This window comes from Limnochorda pilosa (assembly GCF_001544015.1).
Lineage (GTDB): Bacteria > Bacillota > Limnochordia > Limnochordales > Limnochordaceae > Limnochorda > Limnochorda pilosa.
Genome location: NZ_AP014924.1, coordinates 2,105,665 through 2,126,363, shown reverse-complemented (window position 1 = coordinate 2,126,363; position 20,699 = coordinate 2,105,665). Strand labels below are relative to the sequence as shown.

Genomic DNA, 20,699 nt, shown 5'->3' with positions numbered 1-20,699 from the left:
CGTTGAGAGATGTAGAACAGAGTTCTATAGAAGGAGGCGGGCTGTTCATCCATCGGCAGGCCCAGCGGAGTAGGCGGACGAGCATCAGTATCGGTAGGCGCACCGGGTCGCTCCGGTTTCGGCCGAAGATGCAGGCCGTTACTCCCTTGTCTAGGGGGTTCAGGGACCTCCCTAGGTCGGAGTGGGGGATCTATCGTGAGCTTTCGACTCGCTTGTTACCGCTGCAACGAACGATGGGGAGCAGAAGCTCCGCTCTATCGGTGCCCAAAGTGCGAGGGTCGCTTGAGCTTCGAGTACTCTGCGGCTTCTTCCGATGTGCCCGCCGACGGAGGGCGTATGTGGGAGTACCGAGCGTTGCTCCCGGTCATGCATCCCGAGCGGGCGGTGACCCTCGGTGAGGGTGGAACACCTTTCCTGCCCGCACCGAAGCTCGCAGGCTGGTTGGGAGTCGACCGTCTATTCCTGAAGGACGAGACACGAAACCCGACTGGTACTTACAAGGACCGGCCGGCGAGCCTGGCAGTCACCCGCGCGCTCGAGTTGAACGCACCCGGCATCGTCGTGGCGTCCGACGGTAACACGGGGCCTGCCACGGCGGCGTATTCGGCGCGTGCGGGGTTGCGGTGCGTGCTCCTAATGCCCGGCGCGACGCCTCCGTTCCGTTACCGGCAGGCGCAGGCTTTCGGCGCGTCCGTCGCATTGGTCTCGGGTACCGTAAACGACTGCATCGATCGGGCCGCTGAGATCGCCGAGGCGGCCGGGTACCATCACACCACGACGGCGACCATTCACAATCCGTACCAGATGGAGGCCGCCAAGACCATCGCGTGGGAGATGGTCTCAGCGTGGGACGGCGAGGCTCCCGACTGGGTGGCCGTCCCTGTTGGCGGAGGCGGCCTCCTGGCAGGGATCTGGCGGGGATTCCGCGAGGCGATGGATCTAGGACGGATCCGGAAGGCGCCTCGGCTGCTCGCCGTCCAGGCGGAAGGCTGCGCGCCTCTTGTGACAGCCTTCCGGGATGGGACCGCCATCTCGGTATGGGGCGCCCCTAGTACTGTGGCGCTTACCATCGGGGTGCCCTATCCTCTGGATGGAGACCTGGTTCTGCAAGCCTTGGAGGAGTCTGACGGGAGTGCGGTGGCGGTCACCGACTCGAGCCTAACGCTGGTGACCCGTCGCCTCGCAGAACTGGAGGGCGTCCTTGCAGAGCCCACCGGAGCCGCGTCCGTTGCAGGCGTCTTGGAAGCTCGGCGTCAAGGCTTGGTGGAGGAGACTGCCGCGGTGATCGCGGTGATCACCGGCACGGGCATGAAGACCATCGAGTTGTTCGGGGCCGATGGAGCCCTTAAGGCTCTACCCAACCGACGTGAGGCGATTCTTGAGTGGCTCGAAGCGATACGGTGAAGGGGGAAACCGATCGACAGCTTTGGTCGTGAACGGCAGCAACAGAACTCATTTCGGAGGAGGGCACAAAGGATGAGACGGTATGTACTGGCCGCCACGTTCGCCACGTTGCTTGTGCTTGGGGCAGCGGCAGGAACTTCGATGGCGCAGACGGTCGTGCAATACGCCAACTGGCAGTTCCTGGAGGCGGGGCGAAGCGATCTGCTCCGCGGTTTCATCGCCGAGTTCGAGGCTGCCAACCCCGACATTCGCATCGAGCCCATTGAGGTACCGTACTCTGTCTACACGGAACGTATGACCAACGTCCTTGCGTCGGGTGCGGGGCCTGACGTCCTGTTCACTCAGGAGTTCACGCTCGTGCCGTGGATGAAGGCCGGCTATCTCGCGGAGCTGGACGAGTTGCTCGATCTCTCCCGGTATAGCTTCCTTCCTCAGCAAAGCTACGCGCAGTCGGACGGAAAGACGTATGCGGTGCTCTATGAGGGATTCCCGTATGGCGGGCTCATTATCAACACCAAGCTGTTCGAGCAAGCCGGTATCGATATCCCGCGAACTCCCGAGGAGTTCATCGAAGCTGCTGTTGCCCTCACCAAGCCGCCTCACCAATGGGGACTCGCACACCCGTTCGATTTCTCCAACCCCTCGTACATCATGCAGGGCGGAATGATCGTAATCAAGGGCTTCGGCGGTCGGATCATCGATGAGAACGGGAACCCTGCCGTCAACTCCCCCGAGTTCATCGAGGGTGTCAAGTACCTGAAGCGCTTGTACGATTCGGGTGGGACGCCAGTAGGCACGGACTTCCGGCTCCAGCGTGACTGGTTCACTCAGGGCCTGGTTGCGATGGTCCTGGACGGGTCGTATTGGCCGCTGATCGTCCGCGCGCAAAACCCCGAGTTGTACAAGGCGATCGACGTCTACAACGTTCCTTTCCCGAAGCTTGACAGCCCATATGAGACCAACTGGTACGTTATCAACGCGAACTCCAAGAACAAGAAGGCGGCCGCCCGCTTCGTCGAGTACCTCATGTCTCGAAAGGTCCAGGAGCGGTGGGCCCTTCTCTCCGGTATGGGTACCGGCGAGGCGTGGACCCTCGATCTGGTGGCGGAGAGGCTCCCCTGGTTCGAGGCGTACGCACGGGCGACGCCGTACGGTGTAGTCCGCATCTACAAGGACTACGAGGAGCAGACTCCCCAGGTTCGCCGTATGGTGGCCGACGCCATCGCCGAGGTCATGACCGAACAGGCAACCGCGGAGGAGGCCATGAACGATCTGCAGGAAGCACTCGTGGCGTTGAAAGGGCGGTAGCGGTCTGTGGCCTGACCCTGCGCCCCGCGCGCAGGGTCAGGCTCGTCTGTGTGCGCCCGGCAGGGCGCACTCACTTGGGGGTGCAAGTCCCCTACAGGCCCGACAGGGGGAACTGTTAGCCGAACGGCAAGGGTGCCCATCGCGAGGTGGGATCCGAAGGAAGCCGAAGGCAACGCGCTAGCCCGACGAACAGGAATCGCATACGAGGCGGGCACGCTGGGTGGGAAGGCACAACTCTTCAAAGCCCGATACCTGTGCGGAAAGCGTGCACGCATATGCGGCGGGCATAAGTGCGAAGGTGAGTGCGCATTACCCGGGGAGACCTGTCGATCTGCCATCTGCTACCGGCGTCGAGAGGGCGGCGTGATGGGTCGGCAGGGGTCAGCAGAGGGCACAGTAGGTCCCGCGACCGGACCGATGGCCCGAACACGAAGCGCCGGACAGGAGTCTTGAGTTTCGCTGGCGAAGGAGGCGCAGACCCGTATGGCTGAGATGCCCGATCCCCACCCGGAGAATAGCGGACGGAATCCGCGAAGGTACGGGATGGGTGCGCCAAGTGCCACGGCAACGAGAGAGATCTCCCGCCCGGAAGAACTGCCGTTGGTGGAAGCGGTGGTCGGACGCGAGTACATGACCCGAGCCCTGAGGCGGGTGGAGGCGAACCAGGGGGCACCGGGCGTGGACGGGATGACCGTCGAGGAGCTCCTGCCCTACCTGCGGAAACGCTGGGCGCAGATCAAAGGGGAACTGCTGGAGGGAACATACAGGCCGGCCCCGGTGCGAACGGTAGAGATTCCGAAGCCCGGAGGAAAGGGAACCCGCATGCTGGGGATCCCGACGGTGCTGGATCGTCTCATCCAGCAGGCACTGCAGCAGGTGTTGTCGCCGATCTTCGAGCCAGACTTCTCCCAGTCCAGCTATGGCTTCCGACCTGGACGGAGCGCCGACGCCTTCTGCCGGTACGCGGACGACTGCAACGTCTACGTGCGGTCACAGCGGGCCGGTGAACGGGTGATGGCATCGCTGACCCGGTTCCTGGAGGGGAAGCTGAAGCTCCGGGTCAACCGTGAGAAGAGCGCGGTGGACCGTCCGTGGCGTCGGAAGTTCCTGGGCTACTCGATGACGTGGCACAAGACCCCGCGGCTGAGGGTAGCAGCGGCGTCAATGACGCGACTCAAGGCGAAGCTGCGCGAGGTCTTCCGAAGCGGGCGCGGACCCAGCCTACGCCACACGATCCACACCCTCACGCCCATCCTGCGCGGCTGGAGCAACTACTTCCAGCTGGCCGAGGTGAAGGGGACGTTCGAGGAGCTGGACGGGTGGATTCGGCGCAAGCTGCGCTGCCTCCTGTGGCGCCAGTGGAAGCGTTCGAGAACCCGGGCACGGAATCTGATGCAGCGCGGACTCGCGGAAGAGCGTGCACGGCGCTCCGCCAACAACGGGCGCGGCCCGTGGTGGAACGCCGGGGCGTCGCACATGAGCGACGCCTTCGGCAAGGCCTGCTTCGACGAAAGGGGTCTCGTGTCGCTGCTCGATCAACAGCGGCGATTCCAGCGCGCTTCGTGAACCGCCGTGGTACGGAACCGCATGCCAGGTGGTGTGGAAGGACGGCGGGGGAGCCTCCGTCTCCTACCCGATAAGGGCTGAGACTCTGAAACCGAGGTGGCACACGTGACCACAACGGCTACGAAGACGGTGGAGGTACAACCATACGGGCGGCGGTTGGTGCAGAGGCGCGGCCAGTTGTTTCCGTACGCCTTGATCTTTCCCCTCGTCGGGATCATCTTGTTCGTGTTTGTCTATCCACTTGGCACGGCCATACGTCTTAGCTTCTTCGACAATCGAGGAGCTTTCGTCGGCCTGGAGAACTACCAGACCCTGTGGGGCGATGGTAAGTTCTGGCACAGCCTTCTCTTGACGGTGCGGTACACTGTGATCTACGGTGCGGGAATCTTCGCCGTAGGCTTTGCCACGGCGCTCTTTGCCGATGTGAAGTGGCGCGGCGCCCGGGTGATGGCGATCCTGCTAACCCTGCCGTACGCCGTACCGGATGTTGCAGCGACCTTGATCTGGAAATGGATGCTCGATCCCCAGTACGGCATCGTTAACTACGCGGCTATGAGCCTGGGGCTGGCGGACTTTCCGATGGGCTGGCTGACGAACCCGTCGCTTGCCCTCTACACTGTCTCCGCGGTGAGCGTTTGGCGCCTCTTCCCCCTCCACACGCTCGTCATCTTAGCGGGGTTACGGTCCGTGCCGGCCGAATTGTACGAAGCGGCCGACATGGATGGGGCTGGCTGGCTGCGCAAGTTCAGCAGCATCACTCTGCCGTGGCTCAGGAACATTCTGAGCGTGCTGGTGCTCCTGACGGTGATCTGGTCCTTCCAACGCTTCACCATTCTGTACCTGATGACAGGCGGCGGCCCGGGGCGGGCGACCGAGACCGTGGTGATCGGGGTATACCGTACCGCGTTCGACTACCTCAACAAGAGCTACGCGTATGCCATGGGCTCCGTGGTTCTCTTGATCCTTCTGGTCCTGACCGGGATGTACTTCTTCATCATGCGGAAAAGCGAGGAATAGCTGATGCCTGCGCACCGGAACCTCCTGCGAACGCTTCAGATCGGGCTCTCGCTCCTGGCAGCCCTCGTGGTAGTCTTCCCGGTCTACTGGATGATCCGGACGACGATGGGAGACCCTCTGGCTTACCCGCCCCCGTTCTTGCCGACGGACTTCTCGTTGCAAGCCTATGTAAAGGTCTTCGAGCACCCCCTGATCTGGCGATGGATGGGGAACACCCTCTTTGTCGCCGGCGGCACCGTGGCAGTCAATCTGATCTGTTCCAGCTTGGGCGCCTACGCGCTGGCGCGCCTCCCATTCAAGGGGAAGAACTTGGTACTGCTCCTTGTTCTAAGCACCCAAATGATGTCTCAGGCGTTGTTGGTGACGCCTATGTTCCGCATCTTCAGCAACCTTGGCTGGATCAACACCCTCGGGGTCCTGATCCTCGCGGATACGGCTCTCACGCTTCCGCTTTCCACGTGGATCCTGGTCAGGTTCTTCGAGAGAGTGCCCAAGGAACTGGAGGAGGCCGCCCTCATTGACGGGAGCTCCCGGATGGGGGTCTACCGCCGCATCGTGCTGCCGCTCGCGAGTCCTGCCCTGGTGACGGTAGCAATCCTGACCTTCTTTGATGCATGGAACGAGTACATCTTTGGCTACACTTTCACTAATACGGCTCAGAACTGGGTAGCTAGCGTGGGCCTCTCCTCGTTCATGGGCCAGTTCCTTATCGAGTGGCGCTCACTGATGATTATGACCTCTATCTTCATCTTGCTTCCGGTTGCCTTCTACGTCATCTTCGAGCGGTACATCGTGTCGGGTCTTGTGGAAGGAGCGCTGAAGGAATAGGGAGCTTGTGGTCTGTGTGCAGAGCGAGGAGGTAGCAGAAGATGGCTTCGTATGCCGAAAGGGCGACAGAGTTGCCGAGATCAGGCATTCGCCTCATCATGGACGCTGCGGACCGGATAGGTGAGGGTATTATGCACTTGGAGGTGGGGCAGCCTCACTTTCCGACCGCGCCGCATATCGTGGAGGCCGGCGCAAAGGCGCTTCGCGACGGGTACACACGCTACACGCCGAACGTCGGGATGAGGGATGTGCGGGAGGCGCTGGCGGCCTATTGCCAGGCGACCTATCCCGAGTGGACGGTACGCCCCGAGAACGTCATCCTAACCGTCGGCGGCGTCTTCGGGGTCGCCGTAGCACTGGGAGCAATCGTCCGGCAGGGGCACAGCGTGCTGATTCCCGATCCGGGCTGGCCCAACTACACCGCGCAGGCACTCTACATCGGAGCCGAGCCGATTCCCTACCCGCTGCGCGTCGAGAAGGGCTACGAGCCGGAGATCGACGAGCTAGAGGGGCTGGTCACGCCGGAGACCGACGCGATCATCATCAATTCTCCAGGGAATCCGACGGGTGCCGCGCTCCGGCCTGAGAAGCTCGAGGAGCTCGCGGCCTTCGCACGCCGGCACGACCTGTTCGTGGTCAGCGACGAAGTCTACGATCACATCACGTATGACGGCGACCACACCCCCATGGCGTACACGTCAATCCCGCCTGAGCAGTTGATCACGGTAAACAGCCTGTCGAAGACGTACTGCATGACAGGCTGGAGGGTGGGCTACTCGGTGGTGCCCGGGCCACTGGTCGATCTCTTCACCAAGGTATCGGAGACCTTAGTTTCGTGCCCGCCGGCTGTTTCCCAGAGGGCGGCGAAAGCCGCGGTGGAGGGACCACAGGATTCGATCGCCGCGATGGTTGCTTACTACAAAGCGAACAGGGACCTGATCGTCGCGGAGCTGCAGAAGGCCGCCATCCCGGTAACACACCCGGCCGGGGCGTTCTATATGTTGGTGGACATCTCAGCATGCGGAGTGGAAGCAAGGGAGTTCGCGCTCAAGCTCTTGTCGGAGGAGCGAGTGGCCGTTGCGCCAGGGGATACCTTCGGCTCGCTGGCGGAGTCCCACATTCGGATTTCGTTCTGCACGGACCGATCGACAGTGGCCGAGGGTGTGGCGGGCCTGGTGCGGTTGATCGACCGGCTTCGGTGACGCGGTGCCGGGGAGATAACGGGCACACCCGATTCTGAGACAGCAGGCCGCGGCGTTCGCGGCGCGTGCGTCTCCAAGGGAAAGCGGAGGGCGGTAGCATGGTCTTGCGGAATGAATGTGAGGGCCGAGGGCCCGCGGTTGTTACCTTCGGAGAGCCCATGCTTCGCTACTCCGTCCCGCAGGGAGACCGCCTCTGGGAAGCTCGGTCGTTCCGGATCCACCCCGGTGGGGCGGAACTGAACGTGGCGGCCGACCTGGCAAGCCTCGGTGACTCGGTCTGCTACGTGACGGCGTTGCCGCCTTCGCCCCTGGGTCTTCTAGTGCGGCGGATGCTCGACGCGTACAGGGTGCGGGTCGAAGGAGATCTCGCGGCGCCAGGTCGGGTTGGCGTCTACTACTACGAACCCGGCGTGCCGCCCCGACCTGGGGTGGTCACCTATGACCGAGAGGGATCCAGCTTCAGCCGCCATCCCTGGTCTCGCTTCCAGTGGGAAGGGCTTCTGGAGCCGGGAGGCGTTTTCCTGACCACGGGCATCACCGCCGCGCTGGGGCCCGAGCCACTGGCCGGGGTCCGGTCGGGTCTCGAGGCGGCCGCCCGGGCCGGAGCGACCGCGGTCTTTGACGTCAACTATCGGGCGAAGCTCTGGTCTCCGGACGAGGCACGGCGGGCGATCCTGCCGCTCTTGGAACATGTGGAGGTGCTCTTCACCTCTGTACCCGACGCGGTGCGGGTGTTGGGCGCCCCGGAGATCCCCCCGGAGAACTTGCCCGCTTGGCTTGGTGAACGCTTCAATCTGCGGGCAGTCAGCGTGGTTCACACGCCCATAGGTGGGGGACGGCGAGCCGGTCGTGAGGCCGACGCACCGATCCAGTGGCGGGCGATCGCCTGGCGGGAAGGCGAGCGTGCGCTTTGGGACCAACCTGGCGGAGTGGTGACCATCGATCGCTTGGGGGCGGGGGACGCGTACGCGGCAGGCTTCTTGTGGGCGATACGACAGGGCAGGTCCTTGGGCGAAGCCGTCCGATACGGTAGCGCCATGATGGCACTGAAGAACACGGTCAATGGGGACTTCTGTCCGGTTTGGCCCGAGGAGTTGGAGGCGGTGGCCGCGGGCGAATCGGCGGGTGTGCAACGCTGAGGGCGGAGCTGCCAAGGCGGACCGCCCTGGTCACCGGGGCGAGCACGGGCATCGGGCGGGCGGCGGCCCTCGAACTCGCGAAGCTGGGGGCGCAGGTAGGTCTTCACTATAGCGCCTTGCAGGCCGAGGCCGAGTCGCTGGCCGGGGCGATACAGCGCAAGGGAGGGCGCTGCCACCTGCTGCGGGCGGATCTGACCTTACCGGAAGCGGCCGAGTCGCTGGCGCGCGAGGCGGTCGGCCGGGTGGGGCGTATGGACGTCGTGGTCAACGACGCCGGGGGCATGCTGCAGCGGGTCGATCCCGCCCGGGTGAGCCTGGAGTTCTGGCGGCAAGTTTTCGACCTGAACGTGACCAGCCGCTTTCTGTTGACGCGGGCGTTCCTGCCGGCCATGCGCGAGCGGGGGTGGGGCGGATCATCAACATCAGCTCCATTGCCGCGCACACGGGCGGCGGCCCCGGCCCCGGCGCCGGCCACTACGCGGCGGCCAAGGCGGCGGTGCACGCGCTGACCAAGGCCTTCGCCGCGAGGCGGCGGGCGGCGTCACCGTAAACGCCGTGGCGCCGGGTATCATCGACACACCCTTCCACCAGTGCTACTCCACCCCGGAGCAGTTCCGGGCGCTGGCCTCCGGCATCCCGGCCGGCCGGGCACGCCCGAGGAGGTGGCTACGGTCATCGCCTTCCTGGCCATGCCGGCCGCTAGCCACATCGTGGGCGAGATGACCGAAGTGAACGGCGGGCGGCTGATGCTGTAGCCTCAAGATGCGGTAGCCCCAAGTGGATGGTATAGTATATGAGAAAGCGTGCATCCACGGGGGGGGAGCGTGTGGAGAGCCGATCCACCTCGCCAGCCGCCCTGGCCCGCCTGGCGGCGCCCGAGGGCCCGCCCTGGACCGACCGGCTCCGCCCTGTGAGCGACGACGATCCCCGGGAGCCCTACCACCGGGACCGGGACCGGATCATCCACGCCCAGGCCTTCCAAGCCCTGCAGCACAAGACCCAGGTCTACCTGATAAACGAGGGCGACTTCTACCGCACCCGCCTCACCCACACCCTGGAGGTGGCCCAGATCGCCCGGACCCTCGCCCGGCTCCTGGGGCTGCGGGAGCCGCTGGCGGAGGCGATCGCCCTGGGGCACGACGTGGGGCACACCCCCTTTGGCCACGCGGGCGAGCAGGCGCTCGACGCCGCGCTCAGGGCCACCGGCGACGGTCGGGGCTGGGATTCCAACCAGCACTCGCTGCGGGTGCTGGACGAGCTGGAGCTCATGTACCCCGACGGCCCCGGCCTCAACCTGACCTTCGCCACCCGGCAGGGCGTGGCCCGGCACGCGACGCCCTTCGACGTGCCCGTGCCCGGCTTCGACCCCCACCCACAGCCCACCCTGGAGGCGCAGGTGGTCAACCTCGCGGACGTGGTGGCCTACGCAGGCCACGACCTGCAGGACGCGCTGGAAGCGGGGCTCCTGGAGCCGGAGAGGCTCCGCCTGGAGCCCCAGCTCGAGCCCTGGCACGTCTGCTGGGAGCTGGCCGAGCAGGAGGTGGAGGCCCACGAGCTGACCCGCGGCTGGCCGTCTCGCCAGGTGGAGCGGCTCCTGGCACGCCGGGCCCGGAGGCACTTCATCGACCGGGTCCTGCGAGAGGCGGCGGCGGCCTCGGCGGGGCGGGCGGGGGCTGCAGGTGTCGGAAGCTTCGAGGAGGCGGTGGAGCTCGACGCGCCCCTGGTTGCCCTCACGGAGACCACCGGCCGTCAGGTGCAGGAGCTGGTACGCTTCCTGTTCAACCACGTCTACAGCCACCCGCTGGTGGTGCGGCAGAACGAGAAGGAGCGCTTCCTGGTCACCCAGCTCTTCGAGCGGATCCTGGCCAACGCCAGGATCATGCCGGCCTTTCACTTCGAGCGCTGGGAGCGGGCCGCCCAGGCCGATCGCCCCAGGGAGATCGCCTTCTTCCTGGCCTCGCTCACCGACCGGGGTGCCTTGGACCTTTACGCCGAGCTTTTCGACCCGCGTGAGCGGGCCATGGGGCATCACCTTACGTGACGGCCCCTTCCGTGAGACGCTCGACCCGATGGATGACGGATCACGAGCCGTAAAGCCAGCAGAGGAGAGGTTATGTGGATTCCGTTTCCGCCGTCGTCTTCGACCTGGATGGGACCCTCCTGGACTCGCAGGGGGGCATCGTCAAGGCGTTCCAAAGGACTTTCGAGGAGCTGGGGCTTGCGCCCGCGCCCGACGATGAGGAGATCGTCGCCCAGATCGGCCTTGCCTTCGACGCCATGCTCCAGGGGATGGGCCGCCCCTTGCCGCCGGACGAGCTGGCCCGCTTCGTCGCGACCTACCGCCGCCACTACTGGGAGATCGCACCCCGGATGAGCCCGCCCTTCGAGGGCGTGCCGGAGCTCCTGGCGGAGTTGGCCCGGATGAAGGAACGGCTTCCGGGCCTCGCAGTGGGTGTGGCCACCAACAAGCGCAGCCCCATGGCCCAGCACATCCTGGATCACCTGCGGCTCAGCCGGTACCTGGACGTGGTTCAAGGCCTCGAGGACGGCCTCGAGCCCAAGCCGGCGCCGGACCTGCTGCTGCGGGCGCTGGAGCGGGTGGGGGCGCGGCCCGGCCAGGCTCTTTTCGTGGGCGACACGGAGGGCGATCTTCGGGCGGCCCGAGCGGCCGGCACAAGGAGCTGCCTGGCCGCCTACGGGTACGGGGCGTCGGCCGTTCCTCCCGACCTGGTCCCGGACCTCCGCATCGGGCGGCCGCAGGATCTACTGCGCTGGCTGCAGGCCCACCTGGCGGCATGAGATGCGGGTCTCGCGGCTGCCGGTCAACGGGCCGATGGTCGAGAGCCTAGGAGGCGATCGCGTATGGAAAGGGACGGCGCACTGCGAGACCACGTGCTCTATCTTTTGCGCGGGGGCGGGGCGCACCTGAGCTTTGACGAGGCGGTGGCGGACCTCCCGCCCGAGCTTCGGGGCCGCAGGCCCGAGGGGGTTCCGCACACGCCCTGGCGGCTGCTCGAGCACATACGGATCGCGCAGCGGGACATCCTCGACTTCATCCGTGATCCGGCCTACGTCTCCCCCGACTGGCCCGAAGGCTACTGGCCCGAGGGCGACGCCCCGCCGGGCGGGGGGGCGTGGGATGCAAGCGTGGAAGCCTTCCGGCAGGACCTGAAGGCCGTCCAGGACCTGGTCTCGGACCCCGCCACGGACCTGTTCGCGCCCATCCCCCACGGCGACGGCCAGACGGTGCTCCGGGAAGCACTTCTCGTGGCGGACCACAACGCGTACCACCTGGGCCAGCTGGTGGTGGTGCGCCGGGCGCTGGGGGCGTGGCCCAGGGCATAGCCGACGTACGTTCCTGCAGCCAGCCGACCCGGACCGGATGGGACCCTGCTCCTGAAGGGAATGGTGGTTCGAGGGCGAAAGGCGTCACGTGGTGCCGCCTCGCCGGCGCCCGCCTCGGCCAGCGGCCCGAGACGAACCCGTGGGCCCACGCGGGTGGGCCATTCCGCGGGATCCTTGCCTGAAAGCGAGGCCTCGCCCCTCATGAGAGTAACCGTCGTCGGCACCGGCTACGTCGGGCTCACCACCGCGGTCGCCCTGGCTTACCTGGGCCACGAGGTGACCTGCGTCGACAAGAACCCTGCGGTGGTCGGGTCCCTCAGCGCCGGCCGCCCGCCCTTCCACGAGCCCGGGCTGGCGGAGCTGCTGGGTGAGACGTACCGGAGCATGCACTTCGACGTGGCGCTCACCCCCGAGACCGCCGGGGCCGACGTGCTCCTCATTTGTGTGGGGACGCCGCCCCAGGAGAACGGCGACGCGGACCTGCGCTACGTGGAGGAGGCGGCGGCAGCCATTGCCGAGGTCCTTCCTGCCGGCGCCGGCACGGTGGTGGTCAACAAGTCGACGGTCCCCGTGGGCTCCGCAAGACGGGTCGAGTCCATCATAAGGGACGGCCTGGAGCGGCGGGGGGTGGAGGCCAGGCCGAGCGTTGCCTCCAACCCCGAGTTCCTCCGGGAGGGTTCGGCCCTCTTCGACACCTTCTACCCGGATCGGATCGTGGTGGGGGCGGCCAGCGATCGGGCGGTCAACCGCATGCGGGCCCTTTACGAGCCGATCCTGGAGCAGACCTTCACCCCGCCCACAGGGCTTCCCCGGCCCGATGGCCAGGCGCTGCCCGTCTTCCTCACCACCACGCCTACCAGCGCCGAGCTTTGCAAGTATGCAGCCAACGCCTTCCTGGCCATGAAGATCTCCTTCGCCAACGAGATCGGCGGCATCGCTGAGCGGGTGGGGGCCGACGTCACCGAGGTCATGCGGGCGGTGGGGCTGGACCGGCGCATCGGCCTCCGCTACCTGGGGGCAGGCGCTGGCTGGGGTGGCTCCTGCTTCGGCAAGGACGTGCACGCCCTCCTGGCCCTGGGGGAGCAGTACGGCTACGAGCTGCCCCTGGCGGCCGGCACCCTGCGGGTGAACGAGCGCCAGCGCCGGGCGGTGGTGGAGAAGCTCCAGCAGGCCTTGAAGGTCGTGCGGGGGAGCACCGTCGCCCTCTGGGGGCTCACCTTCAAGCCCAACACCGACGACCTGCGGGACGCGCCCGCGCTGGACGTGGCCCGCCGGCTGGTGGAGCTGGGTGCCCGGGTGCGGGTGCACGATCCCGTCGGGATGGAGCGGGCCCGGCGGGAGAACCCGGACCTGGCGGTGGAGTATGCGGACTCGCCCCTGACCGCCGCCCGGGACGCGGACGCGGTGGTGCTCATGACCGAGTGGGAAGCCTTCCTCCACGTGGACTGGCAGGCCGTGGCCGGGCAGATGCGCGACCGCGTGGTGGTGGACGGGCGGAACGTGCTGGACCGAGATCTGCTCACCCGTCTGGGTTTCCGGTATTGGGGGATCGGGCGGTGAGCGAAAACGCGATGAGGGCTGCGGGCGGTCCGGGAAGTCCGCTCTCGGGACCTCGGAATCGTCCCCAGGAGGAGCCGGCCCGCTCCGGATCCACCGCGGCCCCACTGCCGTACTCCCGGTTCCTGGTCACGGGCGGGGCGGGCTTCATCGGGAGCCACCTGGTGGACCGCCTGCTGGCCGCGGGGGCGCAGGTGACGGTGGTGGACAGCTTCGATCCCTTCTACGATCCCGCCGTGAAGCGCCTGAATGTGGCTCCGCACCTCGTCAACCCCCGTTATCGGCTGGTGGAGGCTGACATCCGCGACGTGCAGGCGCTGGAGCAGGCCTTCGCCGAAGGCAGGCCCGAGGCGGTGGTCCACCTGGCGGCCCGGGCGGGTGTGCGCCCTTCGGTGGAGGACCCGGCCACCTACGCCGCGGTGAACGTGATGGGCACGGTAAACGTCCTCGAGGCCTCTCGCCGCTACGGCGTCTCCCGTTTCGCGTTCGGCTCGTCCAGCTCGGTCTACGGGGGGAACCGGAAGGTGCCTTTCTCCGAGGAGGATCCCGTCCTGGCGCCGGCCTCGCCCTACGGCGCCACCAAGGCGGCGGGCGAGGCGCTCTGCGAGAGCTTCAGTGCCTGCTACGGGCTGCCCGTGGTGGCGCTCCGCTTCTTCACGGTCTACGGGCCCCGCCAGCGCCCGGACTTGGCCATCCACAAGTTCGCCTGGCTGCTACGCCGGGGCGAGCCGCTGCCCGTCTTTGGTGACGGCTCCTCCGAGCGGGACTACACGTACGTGGACGACATCGTGGACGGCATCCTGGCCGCGCTGGCCTTCCGGGCCTTCCCCGGAGGCGAAGCTCCCTTCCGCCTCTTCAACCTGGGGAGCGACCGGCCCGTCCGTCTCGACGCGCTGGTGGACCTGCTGGCAAGGACCGTGGGGCGCGAGCCCCACCTGCAGCGGCTGCCCGAGCAGGTGGGCGACGTTCGCCGAACCTGGGCGGACCTAACCCGCTCCCGGCGGGAGTTGGGGTACGCGCCGCGGGTCTCCCTGGAGGAAGGCCTGGCCCGCTTTGCCCGGTGGCTCGACGATGAAAGGATGGAACGCTGAGGCGGACGGCCGTACTTGCCTGAGGGTGAGGTCCGGAGGGACCTCTTCGCTTGTCGTAAGCCCGGGCGACATGTCTGGCCGTAAGTCTCAGATTAGACGGACTAAAGAAGGATCGGATGGATCGAGGAGGGAAGTTTTGTCGGGCAACGAAGGAAGTAACACGGAACCCTGGCGCGGCTATCCGCCGGCGCGCCCGAAACAGGGCAAGGTTGCAGTGCGTGAGCTCCTGGACTGAGGGGCTGATGGTTGCCGATAATTCGGCGCCCAAAGTAACGGTTGCGGATGCTCTTCCTCCAACGCGAGATGGCGACCAACGACGGGGGCAGGAAGATCGTGATGACCGAGATTGGATTTCCGTGGCGCTTTGAGGGTAGCGAACTTCAGCTCCTTCGCCTGCTGCACCGCAAAGATGGTTGGACTCGAAGTGCCCTGGCACGACGATCCGGCCTCTCGTCCGCGACCATCTCGGTAACGGTGCAGCGCCTCATGGAACACGGCTTGCTTCGCGAGTCTGGAGCCTGGACCGAGGGGGTCGGCCGTCCGGCGGCTGTTCTGGAGCTGTCGTCCGAGGCTTGGTCGGTGCTCACCTACGAGTTGGCACCCCAAAGCATACGCGTGGGCCTCTTGACGGCAACGGGCCAGGTGCTGGAAACCCGCCACCACCCCTTCAACGCGGAATCCTCGCGGTTGAACGCTGGTGATCTGGTGGGCGCCATGGCACGTATGGGTAGGCAGCTGGTGGACGACTGGTCTGATGGCCACACCTCGCAGGTGGGAGGGGGAACCAGGCGCGCTGGAGCGGTCATTGGGGCGGCTGTATCGGTGAGCGGTGTCGTTCACTCTGGGACACTGGTCCATTCGGCGGGCCTGCGATTACGGGATGTGCCGATAGCAGAACCCCTGAGCCAAGAGCTGCAGCTCCCTGTGTGGGTCATGAACGACATGGACGCTCGCGCACTGGCCGAGTTCCGGTATGGAGCCGGATCGCAACGCGATCACATGCTCATGGTGGCCATAGAGCCGGCGGGTATCGGGGCAGGTCTCATTAAGAAAGGAGAGCCCCTTCAAGGGTCCCAGGGAAGCGCGCTCGAACTGGGGCACATGACCGTCGAGCGACACGGGTTGGCTTGCCCTTGCGGCAAACGTGGCTGCCTTGAGGTCTACTCAAGCGAGGCTGCGATCGTGTCTCGAGCCGGGGTCCTCCAGCAGCGAAGGGCGGGCCGGGATGCCGGCCCAGCGGCTACCGCATGCGAGACGGCGCAGGTTGAGTCTCTATGGCGTTTGGCGACTTCGGATTCCAACATCCGCCGCGTCTTCGAAGACGCGCTGGACTACTTTGGGATCGCGGTCTCGAACCTCGTCACGCTGCTCGATCCCGACCTCGTCGTGGTCGGCGGGCACCTCATGCGACTCCTCCACCCATGGGGCATGGAGAAACTGGTTTCCGATGTGCGATCCAATGTCTTCCAACCCGGAGAGAAAGAAGTCCGCTTCGTTCCCGCGGCCCTTGGACCGGACGCGGGACTGGCCGGAGCGAGCTTCTTTGCAGTGCAGAGGCTGTTGGGCCATGTGTGAAGGCGCGCGCCAACCAGCGAGGGTGGCTCGATGCTGGAGCGACCGCTGAAGGGGAGTATGGGCACGCACCTGTAACGATGCCCGCAAGATCAAGTGTGCACGTCACACCATCCATCAAAGGGGAGGTTGGACAATGGCACGGCCAAGTGGTCGATGGACCTTCCTCGGCGCGATCGTCCTCGTAGGCGCTCTGGCGGTGTCCCTGCTGGTGCCTGGGGCGTCTGCTGCGCAGACGACCATCACGTGGCTCTATCCGGGTGGCGAACAACCGGTCTCACGGCAGACCTGGCAGGCGCAGTTGGAACGGTTCAGCAAGGTTCATCCGGAGATCCGCGTGGAAGTGATCGACGTTCCCTGGGACCTCGCTCATGATCGTATCGTCAACATGGTCTTGGCCGACGATGCCCCCGACCTGATCCAGATGGGCTCGCGTTGGATCCCGGAATTCGCTGAGATGGGCGCATTGCTCCCGTTGGACGAGTATTTCGGGACGACGAAGGGGCAGATCTACTACCCGGCACTGCTGAAGACCGTCACGTACAAGGGGAAGCTATACGCCCTACCCAGGGCATATAGCACGCAGGCTCTCATCTACCGTACCGACCTCGTCGGAGCGCCTCCGAAGACGTGGGACGAACTGGTCGCGACCGCTCTAGAGATCCAGAAGGAGCATCCCGGTATGTATGGCTTCGGGATCGGTGGAGCGAACCACGTCAGCACCCTGTCCCAGTACTTTACCATCCTCTTCAGCTACGGCGGAAGGGTGTTTGACGAGGCGGGTAACGTGGTCCTCGACAGCCCCGAAGCGGTTGCAGCACTCAAGGAGTACGTCGACCTCTACAGGACGCACAAGGTCGTGCCGAATCCGCTGGAGTACAACCGCGAGCAGCTACCGGACCTCTTCCGCTCGGGGAGAATCGCGATGTTCATCAGTGGGCCGTGGGGCGGAAGGGCTACGGGTCTGCCTCCGGAAAACGACCAGGTCCCTTATGCATCCGCGAAGGTTCCAGCCGGCCCCGCGGGAACGGCCACCGAAGTGGTCTCGGACAGCACAGGCATCTGGGCCGGAACGGACAACCTGGACGCGGCGGTGACCTTCCTCGACTTCATCACCACGGAGGAAGAGCAGGTGCAGCGCGACCTGATCGGCGGGCTCGTACCTCAGGGACCCGACATGGCGGCACGCCCTGAGTTCAAGGGCAATCCGTACTTCGCGACGTTTGTGGACATGGCTCAGTACGGATCGTCGCAGCCGCAACCGGCGCTGTGGGAGCCGTTCCAGGACGTCATCGTCGACATGGTCCAGTCGGTCCTTCTTGGGTTGCGAACACCCGAGGAGGCAGTGAAGAACGCAGTGACCGAACTCCGTCGCCAGAATCTGGTGCCTGCAGAACTCTGAAAAAGGGCGGGCCGGTGCGTACGTCGCACCGGCCCCACCGCACGGCGGGACGATGAGACGACATGATGACACGACGCAACGGCTTGCCTGGGGAGGTGTGGCGTAATGAAGTCCTCCGCGAACGTCGACCAAGTAAGGGTTCCCCCGTTCCCCTGGCGGCTCGGATCGGAGCAGCGGACCTTGATCCTCTTCCTCGCTCCGGCTCTGGTTTTCCTGTTCGCGGTCGTCATCTACCCGTTGGCGACAACCCTTTGGGGTTCCCTGTTCGAGGAATCGCTTGTCCGGCCCGCGGCGGGTGGTCGTTTCGTCGGCCTGAGCAACTACGGTTTGGTGTTGGGGGACGCCTCGTTTTGGGCGACCCTTGGGCGAACGGTTGTGTGGACCGTTGGCTCTGTGCTCGGGAAGACGCTGATCGGCCTTGCTCTGGCTCTATTGCTGAATGGCTCCTTCCGGGGGAACGGGATCTACAGGGTCCTTCTGCTCATTCCTTGGGCGACCCCTCAAGTCATCGGAGCGATCGTGTGGAAGTGGCTTTACAACAGCGAGAACGGGTATCTGAATTACCTCCTGCTCATGCTCGGGGTGGTCGATGAACGCGTCTCCTTCCTAGGCTCACCATCGACGGCCCTTCTGTCCACCATGATCGTGGACATGTGGTTCGGGATACCCTTCATGGCCATCGTGATGCTGGCAGGCCTGCAGTCCATTCCTAGGGAACTGTACGAGGCGGTCGCCGTCGACGGAGCCACGTCGTGGCGCCGGTTCCGGGACATCACGCTGCCGCTCTTGACCCCGGTGTTGGGGGTTGCCACGAACCTATCCGTCGTCTGGACGTTCAACTCCTTCAACATCATCCAGACGTTGACGCGGGGCGGTCCGGTGCGTGCCACGGAGATTCTCGTTATCCACGCGTACAAGGAAGCCTTCGGCCGATACGATGTCGGGGTCTCCTCGACCTATTCGGCCATCATCTTCCTCATCCTCATGGCCTTCAGCCTGGTCTACTGGCGGGTGCTGCGGAAGGGAGGAGAGGTCTGATGAGATGGAGATCCGTGGCGTTGGCGGGGCGGCACTTGGCATTGATCGTCCTGCTCGGTGCGATGCTGCTTCCCGTGGTTGTCATGATTGGCACGAGCCTCAAGAGTTTCGACGAGGTTTTCGCCTGGCCACCGGACCTCTTTCCAGTGAGGCCTCAATGGCAGAACTACGCCAACGTCTGGAGCGGTGACTACAGGTTCGCCGGTGCCTTCCGCAACAGCGTGGTGATCGCCGTCTCTACCAGCCTGTTGGCCGTGGGGCTGGGCGCGCCTGCCGCATACGGGGCAAGTCGTTTCCGTTTCCGGTGGAAGGACGCTTTCCTCTTCGGCGTGTTGGCCACCCAGATGATCTCTCCGGTGGTGTTCGTCGTTCCGCTCTACCGGGCGATGCGCGCCTATCACCTCCTGAACACGCTCACGGCCGTCATCGTGGCCAGTGCAGCTTTCGCCATGCCCATGGTGATCTGGCTGATGCACGGTTACTTCCGGACGATCCCCAGAGAACTGGAAGAAGCCGCTATGGTGGATGGGTGCAGCCGCTTCAGTGCCATGGCCCGAGTGATTCTCCCGCTGGCCGCACCGGGTCTCGCCGCGGCGGGGATCTACGCCTTCATCCTCGGGTGGGATCAACTGCTCTTCCCACTGACGTTCCTTACGAAGGGCGAGCTGCGCCCCATTCCTCTGGCCCTCTACGATTTCTCCGGTTACAATATCGTCTTCTGGCATGAGATGATGGCCGCCTCGACCATCGCCGTCGTCCCGGCAGCGCTGGCCTTCGGGGCCGTGCAGCGGTATCTGGTAGGCGGCCTGACGGCCGGAGCGGTGAAGACCTGAGAGCATGGCTCTCTTCCTGTGAGTGGGCGCACGAGAAGGACCGACATTCATGCAGAGAAGGTGGTTCGCGTGGAGACACCCGTCACGGTGGCCGTCATCGGCGCGGGGAACCGGGGAAGGGATGCGTACGCCGGCTGGTGCCTGGAACACCCGGACCTCGCGCGGGTCGTGGCCGTGGCGGACCCCAGCGAGGAGCGCCGGAACGAGCTGGGCGAGCGGCACGGGATTCCGGCGGAACGGCGGTACGCCTCGTGGGAGGCGGTCCTGGCCCAGCCCCGCCTGGCCGACGGGGTGGTCATCGCCACACCGGACCGGCTGCACGTGGAGCCGGCCCTGCGGGCCATGGAGCTGGGCTACGACATCCTGCTGGAGAAGCCCATCGCCCCCACCCGGGAGGAGGTGCTCCGGGTAGCCGAGGCCGCGGACCGCCTTCGCGCCGAGAAGGGCGGCAGCGTGACCGTGGCCCACGTGCTCCGCTACACGCCCTTCTTCTCGACGCTGAAGCGGCTTCTGGACCAGGGCCGCATCGGGCGGCTGGTGTCGGTTCAGTACGCGGAGAACGTGGGCTACTGGCACTTCGCCCACAGCTACGTGCGGGGCAACTGGCGGCAGGCCGCCACCTCGAGCCCCATGATCCTGGCCAAGTCCTGCCACGACATGGACATGCTCCGCTGGCTGGTCGGGAGCTCGTGGCGAAGCCTCGCCTCCTTCGGGTCGCTGGTCCACTTCCGGGCCGAGAACGCGCCCGAAGGCGCACCGGCCCGCTGCACCGACGGCTGCCCCGCCTCCGAGCGCTGCCCCTTCGATGCGGTCCGTTTCTACGTGGAGAACCTGGAGGACTGGACGGGCTGGCCCGTCTCGGTGATCACCCGGGACTTCAGCCGGGAAGGACGGCTGCGGGCGCTGCGGGTTGGCCCCTACGGGCGGTGCGTCTACCGCTGCGACAACGACGTGGTGGACCACCAGGTGGCCAGCATCGAGTTCGAGGGCGGGGTGACTGCCGCCTTCACCGTCTGTGGCTTCACCGAGGAGAACACCCGCACGCTGAAGCTCATGGGCACCGAGGGCGAGATCCGGGGCCACCTCGAGAAGGGCGAGATCGAAGTGCGGAGCTTCCTACCGCGAAGGGATCCGGGCTCGGGGCACGAGACGGTGCAGGTGGGGCCTGGTGCCGGTCACGCGGGGGGCGATGAGGGCCTCATGGAGGCGTTCGTTCGGCGGCTCGAGGCCCGGCGCGCGGGGCGAGCGCCCGAGGAGGCGCTCACCTCGCTGGCGGAGTCGCTGGAGAGCCACATGATGGCCTTCGCGGCGGAGGAGGCGCGGGTGCGGGGCGCCGTGGTTCGCAACGCTTCGTCCGCGGGCAGCAGCGACTAAGGATCGCCGAACCACGTGACCGA

17 protein-coding genes and 1 pseudogene are annotated in these 20,699 nt (G+C 65.8%); all 18 read left to right on the top strand.

Going from position 1 to position 20,699, the window contains the following annotated elements; all coding sequences use genetic code 11:
• Positions 1-195: 195 nt before the first annotated feature.
• Positions 196-1,404 (top strand): threonine synthase, encoded by a 1,209-nt coding sequence (locus LIP_RS09410; RefSeq protein ID WP_158509615.1) that lies wholly within the window; start codon positions 196-198, stop codon positions 1,402-1,404.
• A gap of 72 nt (positions 1,405-1,476) precedes the next feature.
• Complete coding sequence (locus LIP_RS09405) at positions 1,477-2,712, top strand: ABC transporter substrate-binding protein (protein WP_068137292.1); 1,236 nt, start codon at positions 1,477-1,479, stop codon at positions 2,710-2,712.
• A 483-nt stretch (positions 2,713-3,195) separates the two neighbouring features.
• Positions 3,196-4,278 (top strand): group II intron maturase-specific domain-containing protein, encoded by a 1,083-nt coding sequence (locus LIP_RS09400; RefSeq protein ID WP_068137290.1) that lies wholly within the window; start codon positions 3,196-3,198, stop codon positions 4,276-4,278.
• Positions 4,279-4,383: 105 nt separating this feature from the next.
• On the top strand, positions 4,384-5,295 hold the full coding sequence (locus tag LIP_RS09395) for a carbohydrate ABC transporter permease (protein WP_158509614.1): 912 nt from the start codon (positions 4,384-4,386) through the stop codon (positions 5,293-5,295).
• Positions 5,296-5,298: 3 nt separating this feature from the next.
• Positions 5,299-6,123, top strand: a complete 825-nt coding sequence (locus tag LIP_RS09390) for a carbohydrate ABC transporter permease (protein ID WP_068137283.1) — start codon at positions 5,299-5,301, stop codon at positions 6,121-6,123.
• Positions 6,124-6,164: 41 nt separating this feature from the next.
• On the top strand, positions 6,165-7,325 hold the full coding sequence (locus LIP_RS09385; protein ID WP_068137280.1) for a pyridoxal phosphate-dependent aminotransferase: 1,161 nt from the start codon (positions 6,165-6,167) through the stop codon (positions 7,323-7,325).
• A gap of 98 nt (positions 7,326-7,423) precedes the next feature.
• Entirely contained in the window at positions 7,424-8,464 is a 1,041-nt protein-coding gene (locus LIP_RS09380) for a PfkB family carbohydrate kinase (RefSeq protein WP_082726096.1), read from the top strand.
• Positions 8,407-9,014: pseudogene (locus tag LIP_RS09375) on the top strand (SDR family NAD(P)-dependent oxidoreductase). The gene LIP_RS09380 and the pseudogene LIP_RS09375 overlap by 58 nt, the downstream one beginning before the upstream one ends.
• Positions 9,015-9,290: 276 nt before the next feature.
• Positions 9,291-10,505 (top strand): dGTP triphosphohydrolase, encoded by a 1,215-nt coding sequence (gene dgt, locus LIP_RS09370; RefSeq protein ID WP_068137269.1) that lies wholly within the window; start codon positions 9,291-9,293, stop codon positions 10,503-10,505.
• Between the two features lie 74 nt (positions 10,506-10,579).
• Positions 10,580-11,263 carry an HAD family hydrolase gene (locus tag LIP_RS09365; RefSeq protein WP_068137266.1) on the top strand — a complete coding sequence of 228 codons (684 nt, stop codon included), beginning with the start codon at positions 10,580-10,582 and terminating at the stop codon, positions 11,261-11,263.
• Positions 11,264-11,326: 63 nt separating this feature from the next.
• Positions 11,327-11,809, top strand: a complete 483-nt coding sequence (locus tag LIP_RS09360; RefSeq protein WP_068137263.1) for a DinB family protein — start codon at positions 11,327-11,329, stop codon at positions 11,807-11,809.
• 201 nt (positions 11,810-12,010) lie between these two features.
• Complete coding sequence (locus LIP_RS09355) at positions 12,011-13,369, top strand: UDP-glucose dehydrogenase family protein (RefSeq protein WP_068137260.1); 1,359 nt, start codon at positions 12,011-12,013, stop codon at positions 13,367-13,369.
• The gene (locus LIP_RS09350; RefSeq protein ID WP_198409481.1) at positions 13,366-14,457 is read left to right on the top strand and encodes an NAD-dependent epimerase/dehydratase family protein; all 1,092 of its coding nucleotides are present in this window, start codon (positions 13,366-13,368) and stop codon (positions 14,455-14,457) included. Before LIP_RS09355 ends, LIP_RS09350 begins: the two co-directional genes overlap by 4 nt.
• A 336-nt stretch (positions 14,458-14,793) precedes the next feature.
• Positions 14,794-16,032 carry an ROK family transcriptional regulator gene (locus LIP_RS09345; protein WP_158509612.1) on the top strand — a complete coding sequence of 413 codons (1,239 nt, stop codon included), beginning with the start codon at positions 14,794-14,796 and terminating at the stop codon, positions 16,030-16,032.
• 196 nt (positions 16,033-16,228) lie between these two features.
• On the top strand, positions 16,229-17,431 hold the full coding sequence (locus LIP_RS09340) for an ABC transporter substrate-binding protein (RefSeq protein ID WP_158509611.1): 1,203 nt from the start codon (positions 16,229-16,231) through the stop codon (positions 17,429-17,431).
• 105 nt (positions 17,432-17,536) lie between these two features.
• Positions 17,537-18,469 (top strand): carbohydrate ABC transporter permease, encoded by a 933-nt coding sequence (locus LIP_RS09335; protein ID WP_082726093.1) that lies wholly within the window; start codon positions 17,537-17,539, stop codon positions 18,467-18,469.
• The gene (locus tag LIP_RS09330; protein WP_068137252.1) at positions 18,469-19,302 is read left to right on the top strand and encodes a carbohydrate ABC transporter permease; all 834 of its coding nucleotides are present in this window, start codon (positions 18,469-18,471) and stop codon (positions 19,300-19,302) included. Before LIP_RS09335 ends, LIP_RS09330 begins: the two co-directional genes overlap by 1 nt.
• Positions 19,303-19,371: 69 nt before the next feature.
• Entirely contained in the window at positions 19,372-20,676 is a 1,305-nt protein-coding gene (locus LIP_RS09325; RefSeq protein ID WP_068137248.1) for a Gfo/Idh/MocA family protein, read from the top strand.
• The last annotated feature ends 23 nt before the right edge of the window (positions 20,677-20,699 follow it).